Consider the following 20837-nt stretch of genomic DNA (forward strand, 5'->3'; position numbering starts at 1 on the left):
ATTTATTTTTCAACTGATGAAAAACTATACATGAATATTCCACAAAAACTTTTCGCTATTTAATAAATACTATGCAGCTCATTATTGCTTATTCTTCTAACGAGCATTGTATTATTTTATCTAAAAGCTGACTAAAACTCATGCCTGCAGCTCTTGCACTTTTAGGAAATAAACTATTTTTAGTCATACCTGGCAAAGTATTTATTTCTAACACATAAACCTTATTATTTCTCATCATAATATCTATTCTTCCATAGGCTTTTAACTTAAAAATCTCCCAACACTTTTTACTTATAACCTCTATTTGCCTCATTATATCTTCATTAAGTTCTGCCACTACTTCATCAGCACCCTCAGCGGTATATTTTGAATTGTAATCAAACCAAACATCTTCTTTAGGCTTTATAGATAGAACTGGAAGAATCTTACCATCTAGCATACAACAAGTTAGTTCCTCTCCATCTATATATTCTTCTATCATTACTTCTTCATCATATTTAAATGCCTGTTCTATGGCCTTTTGAAATTCCTCTCTATTTTTAACTATACTTATGCCTATACTAGATCCTCCATTGTTTGGTTTTACTACTAAAGGATATGCTATTCTTTCTACTTCGTGAAAATTTATTGCTTTGCCCTTTTTAATCATAACCCAATCTGGGGTATTAATATTTTTAGTTCTCAATAATTCTTTAGTTATATTTTTATCCATGCAAAGTGCACTAGATAAAACATCACTACCTGTAAATGGCACACCCATGCTTTTTAATATTCCCTGAACAGTACCATCTTCCCCAAATTGACCATGCAATGCTATGAAAGCAAAATCCAAACATCTTACCATGTCAATAAGCTGATATTGAGTATTTACTGGAATAGGAAGCACCTCATATTTATTCTTATCTAAATTCTCTATTATAGCTTCTCCTGAAAGCATGGAAACGTCCCTTTCAGAAGATATTCCTCCCATTATTACTCCTACTTGCATTCAAATCCCCGTCCTCTCTATATTTTAAACTTATCTAAATTCTCTTTATATTACCCTAGAAGATGTTTATTCCTGTTAAAGTAACCTTTAAATTTCTCTAACACTTTTTTATATCTTGTCTCTTATATTATTGTATGATTTTAATATAAATAAAAAAAGAACCACTCTAAGTTTATTTTCACCACATAGTGGTATGATGTTATGCTTACGCTGAAGTGGCAGTTTCTTGTTTAAATTATACAATACATTGCCTGATAAGCATATAATTCGTACTACTGCACAAAATAACATTGTAAAATTTATATAAAAGTGAGGTGAATATTTTATGCCAAAGGATAGTCAACCAGATAACAAGAAAGCTAGAATGGAAAAATGTAATTATCAAACTCCCATTACAAGAGAAACTGCCAAAGGAAATCCCACTGCTAAAAAAGTGTCCAATGGATTAAGGAACCAAGCAAAGGGTGAAATTTCCTAATTACATATTAACTCAACTTTCGCAGTTATAAAATAAAAATATAAAATTTACAGGTACTACTTAGTTAGGTACTAGGTGCTAAAATAAATATATAATATTTCTAGGTAAGTAATATTTAGTTAGGCGCTAGATAATGGATATTAGGTACTAGATATTAAGTGCTAGAATATAAAATTTACAGGTAAGTAATAGGTAAGAGTTAAGGATAAAACTCTTAGAGTTTTTTATAATTAATTTTTAAGTAATACTCATTGCTTTTTAACTCTTACTTTTTACTTCTTACCTTGTATAGTGTATAGCTTAAAATTTATATGCGAAAGTTGAGTTATTAATTATTAATTAGTACCTAGCACCTAGAACCTAGTACCTAATACTTAATGCCTTATCTCTTACTTTTACATAACTAGCATAAAAAACTAGGGTTTTAAAAGGTAACAGCACCACTACCTATTTAAACCCTAGTTCTCTATTATACATATCTAAATGAATTTGATAATTTATTTAGATACTTATTCTTCATCCTTATGTTTTTCATTATAAGCATTTAGCACTTTATTAAATTCTGCTCCCTCACCTATGGAAACATACTCTACTTCTTTTCCTTTAGGGATAGCCCTATAGGCATAGGCTTCATCTGAGTTTTGAGCACCTACTATGACATATTGATTATTTTCTACATTCAAAACATCAATTATGTCTAATTGAATAGGATTTCCTTTTTCATCTAAAACATTTATAGTCTTTTCCATTTACATTCCCTCCTACATTTTTGTAATATATAATGTATTTTTCCCATTTTAGGAGAGAATATTTATTAGAAAATTAATTTTTATAAATAATTTTATTCTTATTTGAAAATTCAGGTCTGTTTTTTAAATATAATGAAAACCATGTAATAAGTACCACTCCCTTTATAACACTACTCATACTTACGGTCCACCAAACTCCATTTAAACCTAATATTTTTTCCGAAGATAAGATTAAGGCAAAAGGTATCCTAAGCCCTGTGAATAATGTACTTATAAAGGAAGGAGGCATAGTTTTACCAAGACCATTAAAAGCCCCGGCAGTAGTTATTTCAATGCACATAAAAAACTGTGAAAGACTCAATATTTTTAAATATACTATTCCTTGTTTTATAGTCTCTGGCTCCCCTGGAATAAACAACGAGAATATAGGCTTTGCACCAAAAAATAGTAAAAATGATACCAGAATCCCTATAGTACCCACTATCTTTATTGATGTAATATATCCTTTTTTTATTCTATCCCATTTTTCAGCTCCATAATTTTGCCCTACAAAAGTCCTAAGAGCCGTTGAAAATCCACCTGCAGTAAGCCAGGATAGGGACTCAATTTGAGAACCTACATTTTGAACTGCAATAGGTATATATCCCCATTTAGATACTATTCTAACTATTACCATAGAAAAAACGCAAAACATTCCTTCCTGGATAGCTACAGGAGTACTTAACTTAAACACTCTTTTAATATAATTAAACTCCGGTTTAGTAAATAAACTTATATTGTGAAACAACATAAATTTAGTCTTATAGATATTACATACAAATACACAAGTCACTATAGCTTGAGCTATAATTGTTGCCATTGCCGCTCCCTTTACCCCTAACTTTGGGAAAGGTCCTATACCATATATTAAAATAGGATCTAAAATCATGTTAACTATAAGCCCTATAGTATTTATAATAAACGGTGTGGAACTATTTCCATAACCATTATATATACCCGTAAGTACTGGATTAATAAAATAAAAATTCATCCCTAAAGATATTATTACTAAATAACTCATCGACATATAAAATACATCTTTATTTCCTGAATTAAAAAAATTTATAAATGTTTCTCTAAATATTATAAGAACCGCACCATATATTAGCCCTAAAAATATATTTATTTGTATGCTATGTTTTACATACTTTCTAGCTTCTTTCATATCTCCCCTACCAACAGCTTGAGATATGCCTATTTCTGCCGCTACTTTAGATAGGACAATAAAAGCCACTGCAAACCAAGTAAAATATCCCGCTATGCCTACTGCCGCTGAAGCTTTACTTCCAACTCTACCTATCCATATCATATCAGTCATACTATATGCCATCTGTATACAAGAAGTACCCATAATAGGCAAAGCTAATTTTAATAATGACCTCAAAATATTTCCTTCTATTATATTATTCCCCTTATTCATGGCTAAACTTCCCCCATATAAAACTAATTTATATTGTATATACAACAAAGTACATATGAACTATTATAATGAATTATCATAATTATATCAACATTAAGAAATGCCCTACATATATTACAAGAATTATCTTTGTTTTGAATAATAAATAAACTGATTAGTTTCAAATATCTAATCAGCTTATTTATTAAATTATTTATTTAATGCTTCTATATTTAAATTTTCATAACCGCTAAAGAATTTATAAAGCTCACTAACTATTAATTTTTCTCCTTCTTCCTTCTCAGTTTCTACATTCATAGGTATAACTGGATCATGTAGTGAAAGTCTTACTAAAAACCATCCATCACCATTTTCTTTATCACACTTAACCCTAACTCCTTCATAGTTTGGCACTTCAAATTCCCAGCCTTCTCTTTTAGCACAGTATGACTTTAAATCCTCTAAAACCTTATTTCCATATTCCTTAAAATCCTCACAGGTTATCTTCATTCTATATTCATTACTTATGCTAGCTTCTTTTAAATCCTTTATTAAATTGTGAATATCTTCACCATTTTCTTCTTTTAATTTAGCAGTTTTAACAAGTATCTTAGAAATCAAATAAGCTCCATCATCTAAGAAATAATTTTCCCTTAAAGCAGCATGTCCTGAAGTTTCTATAGCTATATGGCATTCTTCACCTTCACTATTAAGTCTTATAGCTTCATTTATTACATTTTTATACCCTCTTTTAAATCTATGATGTTTTCCGCCACATTTATTTTCTATAAAATCTTTTAGTCCTTCTGATGTAACTGAATCTGTTACTACAGTAGTTTTAGGATTTTCTTCTAGTATAATAGCTGAAATTAATGCTATTAGTCTATTTCTATTTATTTCATTACCATGACTATCTACCACCGCTGCACGGTCTACATCTGTATCAAATATGATTCCTAAATCTGCTTTATTTTCTAAAACAGCCTTTTGTATGGAATGCATTGCCTCTTTATCCTCTGGATTTGGTATATGATTTGGAAATCTTCCATCTGGCTCTGTAAATTGACTTCCTTCAGTATCAGCTCCTAGTGATTTTAAAACCTTATCTACAAAAAATCCACCTGCTCCATTTCCTGCATCCACTATTATCTTAAATCCCTTTAAAGGTTCTTCTTTGTTTACCTTGCTATTTACTCCAGTTCTTATTTTTTCTACTAAAAACTTTGAATATTCAGAAATAAAGTCTATAACGTTAACTTTTTCCTCTTTAGCTTCATTTACTTCCTCTATTTCTTTAGCTATAGATACTACTTCTTTTAAATCTAATTTTTCTATAGCACCCTTATTGGTAAAAAACTTCATGCCATTTCTATTAAAAGGCAAATGACTGGCAGTGATCATTATAGCACCATGAAATTTATATTCCTCTAAAACTGTAGTCATAAACATAGCTGGAGTAGATGCTAATCCACAATCAAAAACCTCTGCGCCAACACTTGTTATTCCACGGATTAAAGCAGATTTTAAATTTTCTCCTGAAAGTCTTGAATCCCTGCCCACAGAAATTTTCAAATTTTCTGCTTTAACATTTTTATTAATGGACAGCCATTTTGCAAAAGCTACTCCTAAAATTTCAACTACTTCTGGAGTTAAATTTACCTTTTCACCTTCAACCCCCTCTAATGCAACACCTCTTATATCATTTCCATTAATAAGTTTTTCTAATGAATTCTTCAAAATTAATCCTCCTTTGTATCTATATACTCTTCAACTTTCTCTTCAATATAAAGACTTTATTTAGTACTATAATAAGAAAGTGCAGCTCATAGAACTTCTTCCTAGAATCCGCACCTTATAAATGATTATTCTAATATAAATTATACCTGTTTTCTTTATATATTAAAATAGCTATAACCTAAACTTACAACTTTCTTATTCATATATATTTTTATAAAATAAAAATACTGTGATAATTATTCTACCACAGTATTACTAAAAATATATTTACATTAACCTAAAGCCACATCTAACACCATCATTACTACAAAACCTAATATTGTGCCTAAAGTTGCACAGTCAGTATTTTTACCTAATTGAGATTCTGGTATTAATTCCTCCACTACTACGAATATCATAGCTCCTGCTGCAAAGGAAAGCGCATAGGGAAGTATAGGTCTCATATGAACCACCATAGCTGCTCCTATTACTGCTGCTATAGGTTCTACCACTCCAGAAGCTTGCCCATAAAGAAAGCTTTTCCATCTAGACATGCCTTCTCTTCTTAAAGGTATAGATACTGCTGCTCCTTCAGGAAAGTTTTGAATTCCTATACCCATAGCTAATGCTATAGCTCCTGCAAAAGTAGCTGAAGAAATATTAGTGCCCAATGCTCCAAAGGCAACACCTACAGCCAATCCTTCTGGTATGTTGTGAAGGGTTATAGCCAAAACTAAGAGTATACTTCTCTGCCAGCTGGTTTTTATGCCCTCTGCCTCTTCTGTTTTCATGCCTGCATGTAGATGTGGAAGAATTTTATCCACAGCCCAAAGGAAAAATCCACCTGCTAAAAATCCCACCGCTGCTGGCACCCACTCTTTCATATTTAAAGAAGCCGCCATTTCAATAGAAGGTTCTAAAAGTGACCAAAAACTTGCTGCTATCATAACCCCCGCTGCAAAACCTAACATAGCATCTAATACTTTTCTGTTTATTTCTTTAAATAAAAATACTACTGCCGCTCCTAATGCTGTCATAAACCAAGTAAATAAAGTAGCTAATAATGCCCCTAACACGGGGTTATTTGTAAAACTTAATTCCATACAACACCCTCCTTTTTAATTAATCCCAATCCTCAATATCTAATCCCCAAAATTTAATTTCTAATAATCTACATTTTAAATTTTATAAGTATTTAACTCAAACTTTCGCACATAAATTCCAAACTCTACACAAATGGTTTTAATTTAAACTCTATATTCCCTCCACCCATTTTTCTATAATATCACAGGCAGTTTTAATACTATTTATCTCTGCAACTAATTCATATTTGTATTTATTTTCCCCATTTTTATACATGGGATCATAATATTTTACCATAAGTTCCTTAGTTAAGTCTAGAATCTGACCATTTTCTACCATATTTAAGTATCTTGCAATATTTTCTTCGCTTATATATTTTCTTAAATTATTTAAACTGTTAATAATCTCTTCCTTCCAATTCTCTCCCTTAGTATATTCATCTATTATATTCTTAGCCCTGTAATCTAAATCTCCCTTTACCAAAATTCTCTTGCTTTCTCTCATTTTATTATAAATATAATCTGGTATTATGATATTTCCTATTCTTTTACTTTCCCCTTCTAAAAATACCAAATCACTATTTCTTTCTTTTAATTGCTCATATACTAATGATTCAAAGGCCTTTTGGCTATTACACTTTCCTATACCTACACTTCCTAAAAGTGAGCCTCTGTGATTGGCACATCCTTCTAAATCCACTATATTATGTCCTCTTCTCTTTAGTTCCTTTAGAATTTCCGTTTTACCCATACCTGTGTTTCCTTGAAGAATTACATATTGTACTTTTTCATTAAGCACTGGCAATTCCCTATTTATGTATGCCCTATATCCCTTGTATCCACCTTTTAATTTATAAACCTTCACACCTAGGCTATCGAGGAATGTACTTAAAACCGTACTCCTTAATCCCCCTCTAGCACAAAAAAGCACAACTTTTTTATATTTTTTTTGCAAATCACATATCTTTTCATATATATATGGAAGTTTTTTAGATGCTGCCTCTACCCCCATAGATTTAGCCTTATCCACACTTTCTCTTACATAAACCGTTCCTATTTCTTTTCTTTCTTCGTCATTAAAAATAGGTATATTTATAGCTCCAGGTATAGTATACTCACTATACTCACCTTCACTTCTTACATCTATTAATATATAATCTCCTTCTAAATTTTCATATTCTATATCCTTAAGCATATTTTTCTCCTTCCTAAACAAGACCCTTATCATATGTTAATTTAATCAATAATAAAACATATCATACATCTTATTATTTTATTTTAAAATAGTAATAACTTCAACTATTAATTTAAACAATATATAACTCCTATATGCTACAGCTTTTTAAATAAAATAATTAACACTATCAAATAAATTGAAATTGAATTTATTTGATAGTGTTAATTTATTATAGACTCAACTTTCGCATATAAATTTTAGCTGCCAAAGAATACCATCCTTCTTATTTAAACCACTTCTTTTTATGCACCAATTTCCTATAAATTTAATGCCACTTTTACTAAAATCTATATTTTTGAGAATTTGTCCATAGGGTATATCATTAGGAATTTCTATTGGTATATTTTCTGCTAAACCTATGCTCTCTAAAGAGGTTGATGTTTTGCCACAAATATGTATTACAGAATTTTTTAAATTTCCTTCTAATGCTTTTAATATATTATATGTAATTCTACCGCTTACTTCTCTATAAACCTTTGGTCCTACTATATCTACTGTTCCCACAGGATCTGCATAAGATATTATGTTTGCGCCCTTATCTATGCCTTTTAAAATATACTTTGCAATATCATTTTCTAAAAGCTTAAAGAAATCATTCATCCTTTCTTTTTCTTTTCTCAAAAACTTATAAAACAATCCTGTATCCATAAGTGAATTAGCTATAGTAAACGGCCCTTCAACTGCTAAACATACCCTTTCTCCTTGATCACTTAATATACTTACTGCTTTTAAAACCTGTTCTATCCTTCCTTTTGTAAAATCCATAGACTTTGTTTTCTCTATGTCCTCTATGGAATTTATCAAATACTTTTCCACCCTTGGTCCAGTATTTTCATCTCCTAATTTTATAATAGCTCCCAAGGCCTCTCCTTCTACAGTATTACAAAAGGGTACCCTGCACAAATTATCTTTTCTGTATTCTTTTATGGCCTTTGACATCCTGGCCATTTCATAAGCATCTATATGTACCTTTGGAAACTCTATGTCCAACCCCTGTATAGCCTCCTTGGGTATTTTATCCATGCCATCATTGACACACTTAAATATCTCCACAGCCATAAATCTCACCTCCACTCATTCTTAAAAATTAAGTTGCTCAATAAAATATTTTTGAAATTCATCACTAGTAGACAATTCTAAAACTTCCATGTGTTTTCTAAGGTCACTCATTAAATTTAAATAATCTTTATTTACAAGAGCTATCCTTGCTCCTTCTAAAGAAGTGTTTCCTACAAAGGTTATCTTCCCTTCAAACCCTTTAGGTATAAGGCCTATTTGTTTTATGCTATCTGGATTTACATGATATCCAAAGGCTCCTGCTATAACTGTTTCTTCTATTTCGTTTATATTCGTTCCCATATGATGCAGTAGCATTATAATTCCTGCTGCTATGGCTCCTTTTGCCAATTGTATTTGCCTTATATCCTTTTGAGATATGTATACTTTATCTGTTATATAAAATTTTTTATCTACTAATCTATCCTTTAATTTTTCATTTATATTTTTATTAAACTTGCCACTTTTAAGCACTATGCCTTTTTCCACTAAAACTGCCGCTATATCTATAAGTCCGCTGCCACATATGCCTACAGGATCTACACTTCCTATGGTATTATAATTTATATTAAAATCATCATCTATGCTAAAAGATTCTATGGCTCCCTTTTGTGCTCTGCATCCACAGGATATATTCATTCCTTCAAGAGCTGGTCCTGCTGCAGTAGATGTTGTCATTATTTTACCTTCATTTATAGCTACAATTTCTCCATTTGTTCCTATGTCCACAAATATAGATGACCATTTTTTATTTTGAAAATCCGAAGCTACCACTCCAGATATAATGTCAGCCCCTACATATGCTGAAGCAGATGGAAGTAATGTGAAAATTCCTTCCCTATTAAAATCTACTCCAATATCTTTCCCATTTATATGTAAAGCATCTAAGAAAACAGGCCTGTAAGGTGCCTTGGCCAATGAAATAGGATTTACTCCTAATAACAAATGAAGCATAGTAGTATTGCCTGATATAACAACTTCATAAATCTGATTAAATGCAAATTTTTCCCCAGTAAGCTCTTTTATTATCCTATTTATTTCATTTATTATGCTTATTTTTAATTCTTCCGCCCCATTAATATTATTCATACAATAGGTTATTCTAGTTAACACATCCCCTCCAAATTCTGTTTGGGGATTTAAAGATGATATTTTATCTATAATTTCTCCAGTTTCTAAATCTACAAGATAACTGGATATACCTGTAGTTCCTATATCTATAGCCACTCCTAATATATTTTTATTTTCTTCACATATATCTATAATTTCATCTTTATAAACTACTGCATATTTATGCTTTTTATTTTCACTTTCCATTAAACCTATTTTTTCGTATATATGAAAAGCTTTCACCTTATAATTTAATGTTTCTGCATAAGGCTTAGAATTAGAGTTTTCCACATCTGGAAGTGCAATTTTAAATATATCTCCATCTGGCTTTACATCTATAGAAAATCCCTTATTTATGGTTTTTAATTCACTGTTTTCCTTTATAAGCTCTATTTCCACATTTCCCTTTACCTTGGCAATGCAAGCTAATCTTTCATTTTTTTCCTCATTTATAAACTTCTTTTCCTCTTCACTTATTAAACTTAATTCTCCTTTAGCTATAACCTTACATTTTCCACAAAGTCCTATGGCATTACAAGGAGTTTCTATTCTTAATCCAGCTTTTCTTATGCATTGAAGCAATGTAGTATTTTCTTCTACTTCCATGACTAAATTTTTATCTTTAAAGTTAATCTTAGCCATATTACCTTCTTCCTTTCACAAAATCCGTCATTACTCTTAAATTTTCTATAGGTGTGGACATGCCAAGACCACAAGCTGGGGATACTATATCCACTCCTGATTTTATACAATTCTCAGTTATAGACTTTATTCTTTCCTTAGGTCCTTCCTGTAAAAGTTGTGTATTCACATTTCCCATTAATTTAGTAGTAAGCTTGCCTTTTGCAAACCTCATACCCACTATAGAATCAAAACTTAATGCATCTGCCCCTATAGTGTCCAAACTTTCTATTATAGTTTTAGCATCACCACATATATGTATTATTATATTTTTTCCTAAATGGTGAACTTCTGAAACTATTTTTTTATATAAAGGAAGTATAAACTTCTCAAAATTTCTTCTTCCTAATATTTCTCCTGTAGCTGTTGGGTCTGACATAGCTATAACGTCTGCTCCAGCTTTTATCATTTCCCTTATATATTCTATAGAATATTCTGTAACGTATTCTAAAAACTCATATGCTTTTTCAGGATTTTTTCTAAGCATTTTAATTAATTTTAAAGGATCTACTATGGAAGTGGCAGTGCTCATAGGACCTGTTATATTTCCTATTATCGGTATATTTTCATTTTTAAGTTCTCTTATTGCCTCCAAAACCACTGGCATTCTTCCAGACTCCGTAGGGTTTATACTATAAGAATTCTCAATATCACTTAAATCCATCTGATTATACTCTGTAACCCTTGGTTCTACAGTTTTATCCCCTAAATTCACATTAATTCCTAAAGGCTCTGCTTCTATGGTCATACAAAAGGGCACTCCATAGTTTTCAAATCCAGTTAACTCTCTTACTTTCCTTGCAGCTTCCACCATAGCTTTTAAGTCTACATTGTGATTTTTATCTAAACCCTGAACCACTTCTGTAACCGCAGCATTCATCATGCCCCCTGGACAAATTACTGGCGGCCTGTCTACCATCTCACCCTTCAATACAGCCAACAATCTTTCTTTTTCATTCATTACAAACACCCTTTCTACTAATCTCAAATATACGAGTGTCAACTCTCCCACCATTTGTTCACGCTGAAGTGGTGGCTTCTTGGTTAAAATTTAGAAAGTTGAATTAATTACTAAAAATAATACTTGATTCTAGTATAACCCTCTAAAATCAAGTATAAATAAAAATTTTACATAAGTTCTTTTGCTTTTCTTACAGCTTCGTTAGCATCAACAGTATACAAATCTGCTCCTATCTTTTCTGCAAACTTTTGAGAAACAGGTCCTCCCCCTATCATTACTTTGTATTTATCTCTTAAATTTCTCTCTTTTAAATTATCTATAACAGTCTTCATTCCTGGCATAGTTGTTGTCATTAATGTAGACATACATATTATATGTGCCTTTTGCTTTTCTGCTTCTTCTATAAAATTATTAAGTGGCACATCCCTTCCTAAATCATAAACTTCAAAACCGGAAGCTTCCATCATAACCCTTACAAGATTTTTTCCTATATCGTGTGTATCTCCTTCCACAACGCCTATTACAACCTTTATAGGGTTATCCATAATTCCTCTATTTAAATGAGGTTTTAATATGTCTAATCCTTCATTCATAGCATCAGAACATATAAGTACTTCTGGCAAAAAATATTCCTCTTCCTCATATAATTTTCCAACTTGATCCATGCCATCTATAAGTCCCTTGGTTATAGTTTCATATGCTTCTATATTCATTTCTAAAGACCTTTGGCACAATTCCACCACTTTTTCTTCTTCCATTTCCACTACAGCAGTAGATAATTCTTTAAACATCTCTTCCTTTAGCATAATTTTCTCCCCCCAACTACTGTTAATGCTACTTTATACGAATCCCATAATTATTTTAGGTCATTAATCTTTACTTATCCAATAGAAAAAATATATAGATAGCCATTTATTTATAGCTATCTATAATATTTATTTTAAATTTTGATTTTTGTCTGAATTTTATTTTATTATATTTTTTAAATTTAACCATTGTTTATATTATAAATTTTGATATACTTAACTATATCATTTAAACAAATTCACTGATTAACAATTTTTAACCCATAAATTTAATGAAAGGATAGATCCCCATGTCAAGAATAGGTATGCGTACAATGAAAACAGCCTTATCTGTTTTTTTATGTATAATAACGCTAAATTTACTTAAAATACAATACCCCTTTTATGCATGTATTGCAGCAGTAATAAGTATGCAAAGTTCAGTTTCCGATTCATTTATTACTGGTAAAAATAGAATGATAGGCACTTCTGTAGGAGCTCTTATAGGCCTCATTTTTGCTCTCATACGCCCAGAAAACTCTATCTTAACTGGCATTGGAATAATTGCAGTTATTTATTTTTGCAATATGCTTAACAAAAGAAGCTCTATAAATATAGCTTGTATAGTTTTTCTAGCTATCATGACCAATATGAAAGGTCAAAATCCTTTTGCATACAGCGTAACTAGACTCTTAGAAACCTTTATAGGTATCGCCATTGCTGTATTGGTAAACTATCTAATTGCACCACCAGATTATTTAAATAAAATGTCCTCTCACTGCAATACACTTATAAATGATATTTTTTCTCTTTCTAAAAGTTTAATCAAAAATACCTCTAATTTAAATATACAAAAGCTTCAAATGGAAATTGACAACCTAGATGACTCATTACATACTTACTTAAATGAAATTAAAATAAAAAAGACTGATAATATTAAAGTAGAAAATATTAAAAAAATATTAACCATAAGCAATGCCGCATATGTTCATTTATTTGCCATAGATAGCTTAAAAAATAAGTGCAAATTAGATTTGAATAATTTATCTAAATATAAGGATTTATTTAACGAAGAAATAGATTCAAATGAAGATTGCTTATCAACAAACTTAGATATTACATTTAACTACCATGTAAATAAACTTTTAGCTCTTTTAGAAGAACTAAGTAAAATCAATATCGTAAAAGATTAGATTTAACCTTTTGAAGCTAAAAATTAAAATTAGAAAATGTTTTACTTTTATATTTTAGTTTATTTAAAGAAAGAGAAAAGCACCCCTAAATGCTATTTTCTAACATTCAAGGGTGCACTGTTAAAAACTAATATTAATCTTTTTTATGTGTCTTTTTACTATGTTTGGTTCTAGAGTTATTAGCTTTCTTTTCCTTTTCTTGTTGACTTGCACAAGAACAATCATGTTTTTCATTCATAACATTCACTCCTCTCAATATCTCGTGTAGTGAACTACACCCCACTTACTTCGTTGAAGTGGGGGCTTCGTGGTCAATACTACTACTGTAGCAAGTTTACCCACGCTCAAAAGGTCGAACCAACCTCGCTTATTACCAAAATTATATAGCTAATTTCAGTAGATTTTTACTTGCATTTATATCCCTGTCATGGTGTACTCCACAATTAGGACATATCCATTCTCTAAGTGCTAGATTTTTTACTTCTTCATTTTTATATCCGCATTCAGAACATAGCTGACTACTAGCATAATTGGAAGGTGCTATAATTATTTTTCTACCATACCAACTAGCTTTATATTCTAACATTCGTCTAAATTCTGACCAACTAGCTTCACTTATAGCTTTAGCTAATTTATGATTTTGTTGCATATTCTTAACTTTTAAGTCCTCAATTACTATAGATTGGTTTTCTCTAATTAGTTTAATTGATAACTTATGCAAGAAATCCGACCTTTGGTCTGCTATTCTTTGATGTAGTTTAGCAACTTTCACTCTAGCTTTATTTCTGTTATTACTACCTTTTTGTTTGCGTGATAAGTCTTTTTGAAGTTTAGCTAGTCTTTTTTCAGATTTTCTAAGATGTTTTGGATTAGGTTCCCTATATCCATCTGAACATATTGCAAATTCCTTTAGACCAACATCAACACCTATTTTTTTATCTACTTTAGGCAATATAAAATTTTCTGTATCAACTAAAATTGATATATAATATCTGCCGCTTGGTTTTTTAGATATAGTGCAACTTTTTATTAATCCTTTGAATTCTCTATGTTGTTTCATTTTTATCGCTGATTTTAATTTAGGTATCTTTACATATCCATTTTCTACAGACACAGTTCCGTTTTGATTATTTGTTGTATAACTATTAGTATTGATTTTCTTTTTGAACTTAGGAAATCCAACTGATTTATCTCTAAAGAAATTTTTATATGCTTTATCTAAATTTAGTTGTGCATTAGCTAGTGCTAAACTATCAACCTCTTTAAGCCACTCAAACTCTTTTTTATATTGTGCAGGTGTAGGATACTTAATTTGCTTAACATCTAAATCTTTGTTTTCCTCATAAGACTTAATTCTATCAGCCAACATCTTATTATAGATAAATCTAGTACAACCAAAAGTTTTTGCTAAATATAATTTTTGTTCTTCATTAGGATAAATCCTATATTTATAAGCTTTTAACATATCCTCACCTCATTTCATTCCTTGATTTTCTATATACTTTTTAACTATATCTATAGGAGCACCACCAGTTGTTATAAGGCAATAGCTTCTACTCCAAAAATATTCTTTCCATAACTGATTTTTTATTTTCGGAAATTCTTTTTTTATAAGTCTACTACTGGCACTTTTATACGCATTAATAAATTTTGATATATCTGTATTGGGTGAACCTCTAAATAATAAATGTACATGGTCTAAATCATGATTCCATTCTTCTAAAACAATATTATATTTAGGACAGATATACTCGAATATTTCTTTTAATCTATTTGATATTTGGTCATCTATAACGTTCCTTCTGTATTTTATAACTAATACCAAATGATAATTTAGCAAGAATACTGAATGGTTATTATTGTCTAATTGCATTGATAACACTACCTTTCAGTTAATGTAACTGATTATAAGTTATCATATTTGTTGCCTATCGGCAAGTGCTATCCATCTCCCACCTATAGAGGATGGGAGAATTTCGCACAATTAGGTTAAAATTAAATTTAAGACAAATGAAAAAAGTGCTCCGTCCACCAAACGCAAGCACTAATTTCATAATCTAGTTTATTTAACTAAAATCCAATAACCCTAAAACTAAAACGTTCTAGGATTGGCTTAGTGTTACCAGCACTAAGCCTTTTCTTATTTATATTATATCAAATATTCTTTAAAAATAAACCTTTAATTTTATACTGTGCAATTATTCTTCTAATGCCCTTTATGCTTTTCTTTGTTTTTCATCTGCTTTATTATGAAACTATTATACAATTTTAGTCGTCCAATAAAGACTACATAGGATGTGTCAGCTTTATACTTTTACCTAATGAACTTTTTACAATTATTTAGGAACAACAGGAACCCATAGCTCATGTCTTGGCTTATGTTTTGGACCATAATAACATTCAATGCATGGTAGGTTAGCAAGTTCATAGCCAGAAGTTGGAATCCATTCAGAGTATAAGCGCTTCCATGCCTCTACAACATTAGGAAAAACTGCCCATGTGCTTTGTGGAATTATAAGAGTTTCCATATCATCGGTAATCTCTCCATCGTATCTTACTCCCATAAAGTAATCAAACTCTTCATCTGTAATAGCTGCCTCTTTCCCGCAAACTCCTAGAAGACCTTCAAGCTTACACTTTGGATTTTCCCAGGACATATCAATAAGCTTTTGCATAAATCCATCTTTTTTGGCACAATTCCAAAGTGTTGGAATTGTTTTAAATGCTCTACTTGTCTTTACCATTTTGCTTTTACCTATTATTCTTAATTCAAAATCAAGGTTCTCAATCCTATACTCCATTTCTACATCCCCTTTAATAGATATTTGAAAAGAGATTCGTGGAAAGGCTTTTAATTGTACTCCTTTATTACGAGCTTCAGATGGCTTTATTCCATGTATCTTATGAAAAGCTCGTGCGAATGAATCAGAAGATTCATATCCATATTTAATGGCAACATCTATAATACGAATATCAGTTTTTTGAATTTCAAAAGCAGCAAGTGTTAGTCGTCTACGCCTAATATATTCTGAAAGGGAAATGCCACTAATAGAGGAAAACATTCTTGAAAAATGATACTCTGAACAGTATGCTTCTCCTGCCATTACGGTATAATCTATCTCGTCATCTAGATGACTTTCAATGTAATCCAATGCCCGATTCATTCTCTCCAACCAGTCCATGCCTCCACACCTCTTTCTATATTTAATATACATGAAATATAGATTGCAAAACCGACTTTTCATGCACAAATATGCAGGTAGCATCTTATCTATTATCTCTTTTATATCTTGATAAATATAATAATATTATATTTTGATTGTATTCTAAATTCAATTTGTGAAATAAAATTAACTTCTCGTATTTGATAACCTAATACTAACATCAGTATTAGGTTAAAACCATAGCGTAATTATAGTAAGTTAAGAATATATTTTTTCATCCGATATAGTTATTATATAACATTTTCATTTTATTACATATGATTCCTAATATATTTGTTTTGATTAATTTATTGTTTTTGATAACAAGACCTTTAAAAGGTAACTTCTAAAAATCCAAGAAATTTTACTAAATTTTAAAAGCAATGAAGAAAGTAAAAAATAATTATAATATTCAAGGAAGGGGAAACAAAATTGAAGTCAAAATTATTATGTACTTTAGGTTTTTTATTTATCATGTTTAGTTTGGTAGGATGTGGAGTTAGTAATCCTTCTCAAACAACTACTAATAAAGTTGCAAAATTAACTAATGCAGATCAGTTACCAGCGGTAAACACTCAATATGAATATTACGGCGATAATATACCTCCAACTAAAGACTTTAATAAGGATAATAATTATGATACAATAACTAAACTTGTTGACAACTTTAACAAGGCATGGTTTGAAGTTGACTATACAAAAGAAGATACTTACTTTGATTATAGAAACTACCTAACCAACTTCCAATTAGAAAAAGAAAAAAAGAAAGATGATAAAAAATCTATAGACAACATTATAACTAAAAAACTCCAAAGAGATTATATCAAAACAAATATAGATAGTATTACATATAACGATTATTCAAAAGTTTATATTGCAGAGTGTTCAGCATATACATTGGAAAAAAATAATCCATCTGTAAGTAAACAGAATAAGTATTATCAGAATAAAATCTTTCTATTTATTCTTTTGGAGAATAACAAATGGGTAGTAGATACAGAAACTCATTTTTCGCCAGTTCCTGCAGAACAAGTGCCAACTCGTCCTATCACTTATATGTTCGATAACAATAAAGATACAGATGTTTATGATAGTATTTATTTAAAAGATAATGAATTATATAAAATGAAAGAACTACAAAATATAAAAGATGAACTCAAATTATATTCTGAAGCTTATTATACTTTGGATTATAAAAATACTGATAATTACAATAATACTGTCCTAAATTTTATTACTAACAATTATAAAGAAAATATAAAAGGCTCAACAGATAATATAATTAAGCAGGTAAAAGATAATAAAATCGAACTAAAGTTTAAAGCTATAGATTACAAATTTTTTAATTATGTAAATACTAATAATTCATATTGGGTTGTATATAATGTGATATTTTATAATAATGGCAATACCTTGCAAACTCCTCCAATAACCGCTCGTATTGTGAAAGAAGATAATAAGTGGAAAATAGACTCACTTAAATATACAGGTAATATCTCTATTATAAATAAAGGTAATTGATTAATTCTATAAAAAAAGTAAAATTTAAATTAAACCATAAAACTTTTTATACATTTATAAAATGTATAATCATTAGTTTTTTACTTTCTTCCATTGCTTTTTTTATTTTAGGGAATATATACTGAATAAAATAAACATATTTTTAGCATGGGTTGCCCCATGCTAATTTTTCCCATTCTTAAATATATTGTTTTGCAAACTACATTATAAAAAGATTGTATTAGTTACTTTAGCTCATTCATTTTAAAACTATTTACATATATATTATTTTATTACTTCTTTCAAGTGAAATCTTTGTTTTTCAATAAAGAGTACATAGGATGGGTTATTTGTGATCTAAAATCCCGCTTTTTTTAGCAGGATGGCTATAATTGACCAGTTACAATGTAGTAGGTTTCTGGACTTATTAACTCATTGTCTTTTAGTATTTCTGCTACATTACTTCCAAAATCCGCCGGGCTATTTAGATTATTTGCTAGAGTTACAATCCTACTTATTACTTCATTGCAATTTATAGCTTTCTCAAAATCATCATACATAATATGTAAACACCTCCTATTTTTATAATGATTATAGCGCCGATTAGTTATAAAGTCTATAGCATATACATAAAAATAAAATCTACCTAAAAAGGTAGGTTAAACTATTTAAAACGGTATATAATTATCATTCGTAGCATCATCTACAACACTAATTGTTTGTTTTGTAAATTTTGCCAACAACATCTCTCTTACTTTTATTTTTTTCTCCACTTTTGCAACTATTAGTAAAATGTTGTAAGGTAAATCTCCATATCTTCTTACAAACTCTTTAAACCATTCTTCCTTACCATTTTCTTGTAAATTCATCATTTCTGCTTCTATGTTTATTGCAAATTTTCCAGATTCTCGTTTTGCAAGTTTTATTAGCTCTGCGAACCAGTCTGCTGTTCTTTCTGCGTTTGCATCGAAGGTGATTTGTTCTGCTACTGACGGTTCTGCTAATCCTTCTCCGTTAGAGATAGTATCATTCTCTTTTTCCCATTCTTCTGCTTGTACAGTCCAAAAATCTTTTCCATCATTATTATTCTTTTTATCTGTTTTATTTACTCTCTTTACTTTATTACTATCTTTACTATTATTGTAATCATCGAATGATAGAGCATTATTAATCATTCCTGCAATTATCTTGTTTTCTGCCGTTTTTGTCTTTACTATTACGTCTCCAAAATCTTTCCAATTCTTATATTTCACAAAAGACACCTTTTTAAATCCTTTTTTTATTAATCTATTATAAGCATCTATATTTCCTTTTTTACCTGCCTCATCCCCGTCATAAGCCATTACAATTTCTACGTCAGTTCCAAATACTTGAAGAAGTATTTCTGCCTGTGCAGAAGATAAATCTTTTCCTAGGCTACTAACTACAGCTATATCATTAAATTTTTGTGCATATACTTTGATAGCATCTTTTGGACCTTCCGTTATCACGACTTTTTTTATACCTTCCATACCTACATATTTATAAGCAAGGTATAAGTGTTGACTTTTCTTAAATCCTGACGTTGATAGTACCTTTTGAGATAATTTTTTAAATTTTTCTTCCTTGCGTTTTTTTGCACAGTCATCTTTATTATATTTGAAACTATTCCAATAAACTTTTTTGTAATGTTCGTCATTTTTTACAAAGCGTTCCCTATCTATATTATTGTCAAAAATACTTCTGCCTTGAATCCCAACTACATTTCCTTTCAAATCTTTTATAACATAACATATTCTATATCTAAAATCATTAATTTCATTTGCTCCTGTTTTATTATTCCATGTATTCACAGCATCATCTCTGTACAATACATCACACTCTATTAAAACATCTTTAGTAAATCCTTTTTTATACATATAATTGTATTTTTCTACGCAGTTGCCAACAATACTTGGTAGATATTTATTAGCATAAGAACTGCACCTTTTTACTACATAATCTCCATTCTTTATCTTATTAATATCCGAATCATTACAATTTTTTAATGTATCCCATACCTCATCTATTATAGTTTCAATACTTCCTTCATCACCAAATATTTGCCATATATCTCCTGTACCTATATTACACTTACCACCAACACAATTAACTAGGACAGATCCATCTTTATTTAAAAAGACTGCAAAATCTTCATGTCCGCAAGAAGGGCAATTAATTTTTATCATATCTTCGCCAAAAGCTAAATTATCTATCATTTTAAATTTATCTAATATCAGTAATAATCTATCTATTGTCCAACTTTTATCTAGTATTTGTTTCTTCCAACTTATTATATCTTTATCATACTCATCAATTTCTTCGCTATTGGTATTATCCCAGGCATCTATGACTTCTTTTCTTAATTTCCACTTTAATTCTATTGCTTTGGATAGAGCTGTGTTAACAACGTTATCTATTTTATCTTCCTGAATATTTTTAGGAAGGTTTTTAAAATCCAATTTTTCTGCTATCTGCTTCCATAAATCGTAATTTAGTTTTACATATTTATATGCCCAGCAGATTGTGCGTAAATTAACTTTATAAAAAGATTACTTAGAAACTTTATTTCCTTTTTTAAGCGACTATAGTAATCTTTTTGTTCTTTCTCAGAAAATATATATAAATATTAGCAAGAAGGG

General features: G+C 29.9%; 18 protein-coding genes. 3 read left to right on the forward strand and 15 right to left on the reverse strand.

Going from position 1 to position 20837, the window contains the following annotated elements:
- Nucleotides 1–88 precede the first annotated feature (88 nt).
- Nucleotides 89–988: a D-alanine--D-alanine ligase gene (locus FGK85_RS07990; protein WP_138205427.1), complete on the reverse strand. Its 900-nt coding sequence runs from the start codon at nucleotides 986–988 to the stop codon at nucleotides 89–91.
- 325 nt (nucleotides 989–1313) lie between these two features.
- Between FGK85_RS07990 and FGK85_RS15315 the strand changes: the two genes are divergently transcribed.
- The gene (locus FGK85_RS15315; RefSeq protein ID WP_171011366.1) at nucleotides 1314–1466 is read left to right on the forward strand and encodes a hypothetical protein; all 153 of its coding nucleotides are present in this window, start codon (nucleotides 1314–1316) and stop codon (nucleotides 1464–1466) included.
- Nucleotides 1467–1975: 509 nt separating this feature from the next.
- Here the strand turns inward: FGK85_RS15315 and FGK85_RS07995 are convergent.
- The 9 genes from FGK85_RS07995 to FGK85_RS08035 form a co-directional block, all read right to left on the reverse strand.
- The gene (locus tag FGK85_RS07995; protein ID WP_138205429.1) at nucleotides 1976–2215 is read right to left on the reverse strand and encodes a DUF1292 domain-containing protein; all 240 of its coding nucleotides are present in this window, start codon (nucleotides 2213–2215) and stop codon (nucleotides 1976–1978) included.
- 73 nt (nucleotides 2216–2288) lie between these two features.
- Nucleotides 2289–3674, reverse strand: a complete 1386-nt coding sequence (locus FGK85_RS08000) for an MATE family efflux transporter (protein ID WP_138205431.1) — start codon at nucleotides 3672–3674, stop codon at nucleotides 2289–2291.
- Between the two features lie 189 nt (nucleotides 3675–3863).
- The gene (locus FGK85_RS08005; protein ID WP_138205433.1) at nucleotides 3864–5390 is read right to left on the reverse strand and encodes a phosphomannomutase/phosphoglucomutase; all 1527 of its coding nucleotides are present in this window, start codon (nucleotides 5388–5390) and stop codon (nucleotides 3864–3866) included.
- Between the two features lie 272 nt (nucleotides 5391–5662).
- Nucleotides 5663–6472, reverse strand: a complete 810-nt coding sequence (locus FGK85_RS08010) for a ZIP family metal transporter (RefSeq protein WP_138205435.1) — start codon at nucleotides 6470–6472, stop codon at nucleotides 5663–5665.
- Between the two features lie 151 nt (nucleotides 6473–6623).
- Nucleotides 6624–7646 carry a tRNA 2-selenouridine(34) synthase MnmH gene (gene mnmH, locus FGK85_RS08015; RefSeq protein WP_138205437.1) on the reverse strand — a complete coding sequence of 341 codons (1023 nt, stop codon included), beginning with the start codon at nucleotides 7644–7646 and terminating at the stop codon, nucleotides 6624–6626.
- Nucleotides 7647–7865: 219 nt separating this feature from the next.
- The gene (locus FGK85_RS08020) at nucleotides 7866–8747 is read right to left on the reverse strand and encodes a uroporphyrinogen decarboxylase family protein (RefSeq protein ID WP_138205439.1); all 882 of its coding nucleotides are present in this window, start codon (nucleotides 8745–8747) and stop codon (nucleotides 7866–7868) included.
- 21 nt (nucleotides 8748–8768) lie between these two features.
- Nucleotides 8769–10496, reverse strand: coding sequence for an ASKHA domain-containing protein (locus tag FGK85_RS08025; RefSeq protein WP_138205441.1), 1728 nt, complete (start codon nucleotides 10494–10496; stop codon nucleotides 8769–8771).
- Between the two features lies 1 nt (nucleotide 10497).
- On the reverse strand, nucleotides 10498–11496 hold the full coding sequence (locus FGK85_RS08030; RefSeq protein ID WP_138205443.1) for a uroporphyrinogen decarboxylase family protein: 999 nt from the start codon (nucleotides 11494–11496) through the stop codon (nucleotides 10498–10500).
- A gap of 167 nt (nucleotides 11497–11663) precedes the next feature.
- Nucleotides 11664–12302 (reverse strand): corrinoid protein, encoded by a 639-nt coding sequence (locus FGK85_RS08035; protein ID WP_138205445.1) that lies wholly within the window; start codon nucleotides 12300–12302, stop codon nucleotides 11664–11666.
- Between the two features lie 290 nt (nucleotides 12303–12592).
- Here FGK85_RS08035 and FGK85_RS08040 point away from each other — a divergent pair, with 290 nt between their 5' ends.
- Nucleotides 12593–13474 carry an FUSC family protein gene (locus FGK85_RS08040; RefSeq protein WP_138205447.1) on the forward strand — a complete coding sequence of 294 codons (882 nt, stop codon included), beginning with the start codon at nucleotides 12593–12595 and terminating at the stop codon, nucleotides 13472–13474.
- Nucleotides 13475–13853: 379 nt separating this feature from the next.
- Here FGK85_RS08040 and tnpB read toward each other — a convergent pair whose 3' ends face one another.
- The 3 genes from tnpB to FGK85_RS08055 all read right to left on the reverse strand — a co-directional run bounded on the left by tnpB (nucleotide 13854) and on the right by FGK85_RS08055 (nucleotide 16656).
- Nucleotides 13854–14939 carry an IS200/IS605 family element RNA-guided endonuclease TnpB gene (gene tnpB, locus FGK85_RS08045; RefSeq protein ID WP_138205449.1) on the reverse strand — a complete coding sequence of 362 codons (1086 nt, stop codon included), beginning with the start codon at nucleotides 14937–14939 and terminating at the stop codon, nucleotides 13854–13856.
- Between the two features lie 9 nt (nucleotides 14940–14948).
- A complete protein-coding gene (tnpA, locus tag FGK85_RS08050) occupies nucleotides 14949–15347 on the reverse strand; it encodes an IS200/IS605 family transposase (protein ID WP_035135061.1) in 399 nt (132 codons plus the stop codon).
- A 463-nt stretch (nucleotides 15348–15810) separates the two neighbouring features.
- Nucleotides 15811–16656 (reverse strand): AraC family transcriptional regulator, encoded by an 846-nt coding sequence (locus FGK85_RS08055; RefSeq protein ID WP_138205451.1) that lies wholly within the window; start codon nucleotides 16654–16656, stop codon nucleotides 15811–15813.
- A gap of 453 nt (nucleotides 16657–17109) precedes the next feature.
- Here FGK85_RS08055 and FGK85_RS08060 point away from each other — a divergent pair, with 453 nt between their 5' ends.
- On the forward strand, nucleotides 17110–18198 hold the full coding sequence (locus FGK85_RS08060; protein ID WP_138205453.1) for a hypothetical protein: 1089 nt from the start codon (nucleotides 17110–17112) through the stop codon (nucleotides 18196–18198).
- 365 nt (nucleotides 18199–18563) lie between these two features.
- Here the strand turns inward: FGK85_RS08060 and FGK85_RS15320 are convergent, their stop codons facing one another.
- Entirely contained in the window at nucleotides 18564–18737 is a 174-nt protein-coding gene (locus FGK85_RS15320; protein ID WP_171011367.1) for a hypothetical protein, read from the reverse strand.
- Between the two features lie 108 nt (nucleotides 18738–18845).
- Nucleotides 18846–20657: a toprim domain-containing protein gene (locus FGK85_RS08065; RefSeq protein ID WP_138205455.1), complete on the reverse strand. Its 1812-nt coding sequence runs from the start codon at nucleotides 20655–20657 to the stop codon at nucleotides 18846–18848.
- Nucleotides 20658–20837: the final 180 nt, after the last annotated feature.

The sequence above is a fragment of the Haloimpatiens lingqiaonensis genome, assembly GCF_901447495.1.
GTDB classification, from domain to species: Bacteria; Bacillota; Clostridia; order Clostridiales; family Clostridiaceae; genus Haloimpatiens; species Haloimpatiens lingqiaonensis.